Below are 6,544 nucleotides of genomic sequence, written 5' to 3'. Positions count from 1 at the left end.
TTGGATTGGACAAAAAGATATTGGAAAACCGTAAATTGATAAAGAGAAGAACGATGCTCAAAAGAAGAAAAGAGCACCAAATTCAAAAGTTGAAACTATGACTTAACTTTGGACTGGGCCAGTTCAGATTCGTTTGAAGACGTACAGTTAAAGTTTTAATTTGGTTTTGCTGAACTTTTCTGTTAAGTAACTCTCTAAAACTACCTGCCCATTGTTCTTTGAGCCAACTTTCAATTTGCTCAAATTTTTCAAATGAATAAATTGGGTTATTTCTCGGTTTAGAAAGTATTTCTTCAATAAAGTGAAATATGTTGACGGAATCAACGTGAGCGTAATTGATATCGGTTGTCGTTTTATTTCTTAAATAAGTTCGATACTCATTATAAACATTAGATTCGATTAGAACATAGATTGGAATATCTTTTTTGGCAGCTGCTTCATATTCCTTTTTAGTAATACTTTCGTATCTATCGAAAAATTTCTTACTCGGTTTTTTTACTTCTTTACTTGCTTGAGTACCATATCTTCCTCCAATAATTAGAACAAATATGTCAACATTTTCAATTTCTCTGTAACAAGATTCATCTAAAGGTAAGTCAAAAGAATATGCAATATCGCCCTTTTCAGATAGGATTGATTCGTATCCAAGTGTTTCTATGAAATTATCCAATGACGACCTTATATGTTTTAAATCATAAAATGTTGAACTTACAAATATTCTAGGTTTTGCCATTTTCTTTTATTTTGTACAACTTGTTTATATAAATATAAAATACATCCACATCTAGAAATTCCGCTATTGATCCTTTCAATTGTTCCACAGATTTATTTGGACTTTATTTTCTATTTGATCTTTTCATTTGATCAATCTGTTCTATTAATTTTTCTCTTCTAATTATTCGATATAATGCTAAACCTAAAAAGATGATTCCAAAAAAAATAGTGACTGATCCATCTGATAAACTTGGTGTTGGTACTTTGGGATGGGTTACAATAGAAGTGCCCAAAAAAAGATAATGATAAATGCCATAAGCCATAAAAAAGATAGCTATAACAACAAGGCTTAGTGTTAATTGGTCATATTTCTTTTTAATTTTTGCTATTCTTTTGTTACTCATCGTTCATTTGAAAGTTACTTGGTCGAAACAAGAAGCTCCCTCACATTCACATCCAAAACCTCGGCTATCTGAAATAGATTTTCCACCCTCGGTTGCATTTCGTTTCTACACCATTTTGAAATGGTATTTGTATTCATATCCAATTGTTCAGCCAGCCATTTATTGGTTTTTCCCTTTTCAGCTAAAACCGCTTTAACTCTATTATAAAATGGTTTATCCATAGTAAATGCGATGATTCAACAATAAAAATAACCAAGAGAAATAAATACTGTAAGCATTAAAATATACCTTATTAGGAGTTTTAAAAATCTTTATATAACTTTGATATGCTTTATTGGGAGATAAATAAACTTTTAAAGTTTTTTCTCAGAAATTAAAAACATAATTATGAGCAAAACCTACACCAAATCCGATCTGGAACAGATCATAGGCCTACAGTTGGAGAGCCTCCAGATCCTTCAAAAAGCAATGGACCGCCTACAACTGCGCAACGAGCGTTTGGTGCGGGACAACCTAAAATTACGGGACAAGATCGCGGAATACGAGTAAAAAAATACCCGAAGAACATCGGGCGGTAACGGCCAAGGGGCCAAAGAAAGTGGGATATACTGGATTCGAACCAGTGACCTCTGCCCTGTCAAGGCAGCGCTCTAAACCAACTGAGCTAATATCCCATTAAAAAGCGGTGCAATATCGGAAAAATTGTTACCAATCCCCATATTCCGCAGAATTCTTTTGCGTTTCGTGCAGGGTAATGTGCAACAATTGGCCTTGGGCCAGTTTGGGCTTTAAAATATCGTAGATCACCTTCACAAAATACTCCGTGGTGGGCAGCAGGTCCGCAAACTCGGGGCAGTCCTCGTTCAGGTTCTTATGGTCAAAGCGTTCCTCCACTTCCGCCCGGATCAAATCGCCCAGTACGGCCAGGTCCATCACAAAACCCGTGTCCGGGTCCACCTCTCCCCTGATCCGCACCTCAAGGTCAAAATTGTGCCCGTGATAGTTGGGGCTGTTGCATTTGCCAAACATGGCAATGTTCTTTTCTTGGCTCCATTTGGGATTGTGGAGCCGGTGCGCTGCATTGAAATGGGCCTTTCTACATATTGTCGCAATCATACCGCAGATCATTTTAACAAAGGGATGCATCAAAATCCCTCCGAGGCTGCAAAATTAATCAGGTTTTTTAAGAAACCCTCGTTTTTATGGCCAATAGTGCCCTTAATGCACCAAATAGATCCAAATACACACCGAGAATTCCATGCCTACCCTTACTCCACCAAAAATCTATACACGCAAATGGAATAATATTCCTCTCCCGGGTCCAATCGGGTGGAGGGAAAATTGGGCTGGTTGGGACTATCCGGAAAATGTTGGGTCTCCAAACAAAATGCCGTCCTAAATTCATAGGCCTTGTCCTCCTTGCCCACAATGGAGCCATCCAAGAAATTGCCCCCATAAAACTGCATCCCGGGCTCATTGGTATATACTTCCATGACCCTACCGGAAATGGGTTCCACCACCTTGGCCGCATAGTTGAGGCCTTCGCCGTTTTGCTTAAGCACAAAATTATGGTCGTATCCCATACCGTAGTCCAACTGTTGGTTTTTGATCTCCAATTCTACCCCAATGGGCTTTGATTCCTGAAAATCGAACGGAGTGCCTTCAACGGTTGCAATCTCACCGGTCGGAATCAATCCCGCATCCACTGGGGTATAATGTGCCGCATGTATCTGAAGGAGATGGTCATTGATCGTACCATTGCCCGCACCATGCAGGTTAAAGAACGAATGGTGGGTGAGGTTCACCACGGTGCTTTGGTCCGTTGTGGCCCAGTATTCTATTTTGAGTTCATTTTCATCCGTTAATTGGTACGACACCCGTACCGATAGATTCCCCGGATATCCCTCTTCCCCATCTTTGGAGAGATAAGTCAGTTCCAAGGTCTGTGCATCCACTTGTTTGGCATCCCATACCACGGCATCAAAACCCTTGTTTCCTCCATGAAGGGAATTGGCTCCATTATTGGTGGCCAAGGTGTACTCCATGCCGTCCAAAGTGAACTTTCCATGGGCAATCCGATTGCCATAACGCCCAATAAGGGCACCAAAATATTTCTCCTTGGCGTTAAGGAAATCATCGATATTTTCATGTCCGAGGACCACGTCCTCATAATTACCCGATTTATCGGGCAGCCATAAGGAAACGACCTTGCCGCCGTAATTGGTAATCTCAGCCACTGTGCCTTGTTCATTTTCAAGAACGTAAAGGCTAACTGGCTTGCCATCTACAATCTTCTCGAAATTTTTCTTGTCTATCCGTTTTATGTTCTTTTCTTGAGGTTTCACGCAGCTAAAAAGAAGTAAAGAAACTACTATTAAATGAATTACTTTTTTCATGGACCTAGTTTTTGTACAAGGCTGAATTGGCTTTGTGCACTTCATCCACATCCATTTTGATAATGGCCCTGTCATAAGTCATAAGACCATTTACCTCGCCTTCAACATCCGTGGTCTGGGTATAAATGGCCGCAGAAAGTCCGTCCTTGATCAATGCGGGGATTTTGACCAACAGCTCTTTGTACGAGGTCAGTAATTCTTCCCTTCCGGTAAGGTTTCTATACCCCCAGTTTTTGTCCTTTTGCCACAAATGTCCTTCCAACGGCAATCCCAGTCCGCCAAATTCACCCAATAAAAGGATTCTTCCGTTGATGATGTCCGGGGCGTGAAGATTTCTTTGAGGCATAGAGGGTCCGGGGTATCTGTGCTCATCCACCGTATGGCCAGCCGCGAAGAAATTCCCTCCACTGGGGCCATTGACCAAGCGGGAAGGATCGTATTCCATGGTCCAATTGATGACCTCAACCGTATTGAACTGCCCCCATGCCTCATTGAAGGGCACCCACATGACTATAGAGGGGTTGTTGTGATTGGCGTTCATGATCGCCTTCCATTCCTTATAATATTGATGGGCCGATTGTGCACTTCGCTCCATTTCCCTTCCATCATAGCCGGATGGTCCTCTCCAATCGGCACTTTTATCGCCATTGGGCATATCCTGCCATACCAACATGCCCAATCGGTCGCAGTGGTAGTACCATCTGGCAGGTTCCACTTTCACATGTTTTCTGATGGTGTTGAATCCCAGTTTTTTGGTCACCTCAATGTCGTAGGCCAGGGCTTCATCCGAAGGAGCCGTGTACAGACCATCGGGCCACCAGCCTTGGTCCAAAGTACCGTATTGGAAAAGCACTTGATTGTTCAGGGCCATTCGCATGTGGCCGTTGGCATCCTTCACCGCAGAAATCTTTCGCATGCCAAAATAGCTTTCCACCTCGTCCACTTTTTTGCCATTGCGCAACAAGGCGACCTTTAGGTCGTACAAAAATGGATTGTCCGGTGACCATAGTTTGGCGTCCTTGATGTTCAACGCCACATCTTGTCCAACGGAACCTTTGGCCGAAGCTACCGTAGTGCCTCCATCAAGCGCCGTAAGCTGTACCGAATACCCATCTCCAAGCTGTCCGTTGCCCACGGTCTTTACCATCAATCTGCCCTGATCAATATCGGGGGTGATTTTTATATTTTGGATGGATTGTTTGGGAACGGGTTCCATCCAAACGGTTTGCCATATTCCCGTAACCGGGGTATACCATATGCCACTGGGCTTTGTCACCTGCTTGCCCCTGGGTTGGGTACCGTCGCTGGAAGGATCCCATACTTTAACCACTAGTTCTTGCCAACCTGAACGGTTCAAGGTAGTGGTGACATCAAATGAAAAAGGATCATACCCGCCTTGGTGCATCCCCACCAACTTGCCGTTCACATACACCGTGGCTTCCCAATCCACCGCTCCAAAATGCAATACCACATTTTGATTTTTCCATGAGGCCGGTACTTGGAATTTTGTACGGTACCAGACCACTTCATCATCCCCTACCCTTTTTTTGACTCCAGATAATGAAGATTCTACCGCAAAGGGGACCGTGATCTTCCCATCATAGGTGACCGGTGCTTCACCAGCCTGATTCGTGATACCATAGTCCCATTGTCCATTAAGGTTTTCCCATTTAGCCCTTTTTAATTGGGGCCGTGGGTACTCTGGCAAAGGCTTATCAACATTTAGCTGACTGGCCCATTGGGTCTTCAAATCCGAAGAGCTCTCTTGGGCATCCACAAATTGGGAAAGGGCCAGAAAGCAAAGAATAAAAATGCCGCTGACCATGGTCTTTGTACGAATCATATCTGTTTTTGTTTTTGAGAGGTCGAGCAAAATTGACATCGACCCTTTTTTATGTGCAGAATAAAAGTACAAAAAACTTTTATTTATCAAGCAAAACAATATTCATCGGTTTTTTTAATCTCAATTGAAATGGATTTCTATTCGAGCACCCTAATTTTTTACCGCAAAAATTACTTGACTTTCTTCATTGAAGCCAAAACACCAACTAGCAGAGAAAGCGCAATAAACCCTAATGACATCCATTCAGGAAAAATGTAATGATGGGCCAATAGAAGCTTAACACCCACGAAACTTAGTATAGCCACCAAACTGTACTTTAGGTAATGGAACCTATCCAACATATTGGCCAGAAAAAAATACATAGATCGCAATCCAAGAATGGCAAACATATTGGAACTGAACACCAAAAATGGGTCTGAAGTTATGGCCAATATGGCCGGTACACTATCCAACGCAAAGAGAACATCCGTGAATTCTATGACCACCAAAGCAATAAAAAGGGGTGTTGCCGCAGTAATGTGTCTTAATTTGACAAAAAACTTTTGGCCTTCCATATGGGAAGTTATGGGCATAACCTTTCGCAAGTTCTTGTAGATAGCAGATGTTTTTGGGTTGAAGGGTTTTTCTTTGGAACGCAGCATGCGGATGGCCGTAAAAATTAAGAAAGCCCCAAAAATGTAGGTTGTAAAACTAAACTTCTTGATGAGTGCCACGCCAAAAAATATCATCAATCCGCGGAAAATAATGGCTCCCAAGATTCCCCAGAACAGCACACGATGCTGATACTTTTGTGGGATTTGGAACGAGCTAAAAATCACGGCGATCACAAAAATATTGTCTATACTGAGTGATAACTCAATGAGATACCCTGTAATATATTTGAGTGAGGCCTCCATTGGGGCCAAAGCATCTACATTGTCAATCTTATCCGTGGCATAAAGCCAGTAAATGACCCCAGAAAACAAAAAGGAAAGCGAAACCCAGACTGTGGTCCAAAGTGAAGCTTCTTTAACGCTTATAACATGGGCGTTTTTATTGAACACCCCTAAATCCAATGCCAAAAAGACAAGGATTCCCAGCAGGAACAGTCCCCAAACTATCATAACATCAGTAAATTGATGTCAACGAAATTACACAATGGTTTTATCTCCTAAAATACTTATTGGATTTTTCTGATTTGATACTGT

At 42.0% G+C, this 6,544-nt stretch carries 8 protein-coding genes and 1 tRNA gene; 1 reads left to right on the top strand and 8 read right to left on the bottom strand.

Annotated elements, in window-relative coordinates; genetic code table 11:
- Nucleotides 1-82: 82 nt before the first annotated feature.
- The 3 genes from EZV76_RS16510 to EZV76_RS16500 form a co-directional block, all read right to left on the bottom strand.
- Nucleotides 83-733, bottom strand: coding sequence for a DUF4062 domain-containing protein (locus tag EZV76_RS16510; protein WP_136567633.1), 651 nt, complete (start codon nt 731-733; stop codon nt 83-85).
- Nucleotides 734-836: 103 nt separating this feature from the next.
- On the bottom strand, nt 837-1,118 hold the full coding sequence (locus EZV76_RS16505) for a hypothetical protein (RefSeq protein ID WP_136567632.1): 282 nt from the start codon (nt 1,116-1,118) through the stop codon (nt 837-839).
- Between the two features lie 14 nt (nt 1,119-1,132).
- Entirely contained in the window at nt 1,133-1,339 is a 207-nt protein-coding gene (locus EZV76_RS16500; RefSeq protein WP_116218651.1) for a helix-turn-helix transcriptional regulator, read from the bottom strand.
- Between the two features lie 166 nt (nt 1,340-1,505).
- Between EZV76_RS16500 and EZV76_RS17120 the strand changes: the two genes are divergently transcribed.
- Nucleotides 1,506-1,667 carry a hypothetical protein gene (locus EZV76_RS17120; RefSeq protein WP_161594437.1) on the top strand — a complete coding sequence of 54 codons (162 nt, stop codon included), beginning with the start codon at nt 1,506-1,508 and terminating at the stop codon, nt 1,665-1,667.
- Nucleotides 1,668-1,717: 50 nt separating this feature from the next.
- On the opposite strand, the gene EZV76_RS16495 is transcribed toward EZV76_RS17120, so the two are convergent.
- From EZV76_RS16495 to EZV76_RS16475, 5 genes are all read right to left on the bottom strand, one after another.
- Nucleotides 1,718-1,792, bottom strand: a tRNA-Val gene (locus EZV76_RS16495).
- 31 nt (nt 1,793-1,823) lie between these two features.
- Nucleotides 1,824-2,234, bottom strand: a complete 411-nt coding sequence (locus EZV76_RS16490; RefSeq protein WP_136567631.1) for a 6-pyruvoyl trahydropterin synthase family protein — start codon at nt 2,232-2,234, stop codon at nt 1,824-1,826.
- Nucleotides 2,235-2,386: 152 nt separating this feature from the next.
- Entirely contained in the window at nt 2,387-3,514 is a 1,128-nt protein-coding gene (locus EZV76_RS16485) for a galactose-1-epimerase (RefSeq protein ID WP_136567630.1), read from the bottom strand.
- A 4-nt stretch (nt 3,515-3,518) separates the two neighbouring features.
- Nucleotides 3,519-5,357, bottom strand: a complete 1,839-nt coding sequence (locus tag EZV76_RS16480; protein ID WP_236640952.1) for a glycoside hydrolase family 2 protein — start codon at nt 5,355-5,357, stop codon at nt 3,519-3,521.
- 170 nt (nt 5,358-5,527) lie between these two features.
- Complete coding sequence (locus EZV76_RS16475; protein WP_136567629.1) at nt 5,528-6,460, bottom strand: TerC family protein; 933 nt, start codon at nt 6,458-6,460, stop codon at nt 5,528-5,530.
- Between the last annotated feature and the right edge of the window lie 84 nt (nt 6,461-6,544).

The sequence above is a fragment of the Flagellimonas alvinocaridis genome (assembly GCF_004916895.1).
Taxonomy (GTDB): domain Bacteria; phylum Bacteroidota; class Bacteroidia; order Flavobacteriales; family Flavobacteriaceae; genus Flagellimonas; species Flagellimonas alvinocaridis.
The sequence above is the reverse complement of the archived record's forward strand: the minus strand, read 5'-3'. Positions and strand labels throughout refer to the sequence as shown.

What these genes read in the sequence shown, in the direction of transcription:
- EZV76_RS16475 (WP_136567629.1), bottom strand. Translation starts at nt 6,460, where the DNA reads ATGATAGTTTGGGGACTGTTCCTGCTGGGAATCCTTGTCTTTTTGGCA.
- EZV76_RS16505 (WP_136567632.1), bottom strand. Translation starts at nt 1,118, where the DNA reads ATGAGTAACAAAAGAATAGCAAAAATTAAAAAGAAATATGACCAATTA.
- EZV76_RS16480 (WP_236640952.1), bottom strand. Translation starts at nt 5,357, where the DNA reads ATGATTCGTACAAAGACCATGGTCAGCGGCATTTTTATTCTTTGCTTT.
- EZV76_RS16500 (WP_116218651.1), bottom strand. Translation starts at nt 1,339, where the DNA reads ATGGATAAACCATTTTATAATAGAGTTAAAGCGGTTTTAGCTGAAAAG.
- EZV76_RS16490 (WP_136567631.1), bottom strand. Translation starts at nt 2,234, where the DNA reads ATGATTGCGACAATATGTAGAAAGGCCCATTTCAATGCAGCGCACCGG.
- EZV76_RS16510 (WP_136567633.1), bottom strand. Translation starts at nt 733, where the DNA reads ATGGCAAAACCTAGAATATTTGTAAGTTCAACATTTTATGATTTAAAA.
- EZV76_RS16485 (WP_136567630.1), bottom strand. Translation starts at nt 3,514, where the DNA reads ATGAAAAAAGTAATTCATTTAATAGTAGTTTCTTTACTTCTTTTTAGC.
- EZV76_RS17120 (WP_161594437.1), top strand. Translation starts at nt 1,506, where the DNA reads ATGAGCAAAACCTACACCAAATCCGATCTGGAACAGATCATAGGCCTA.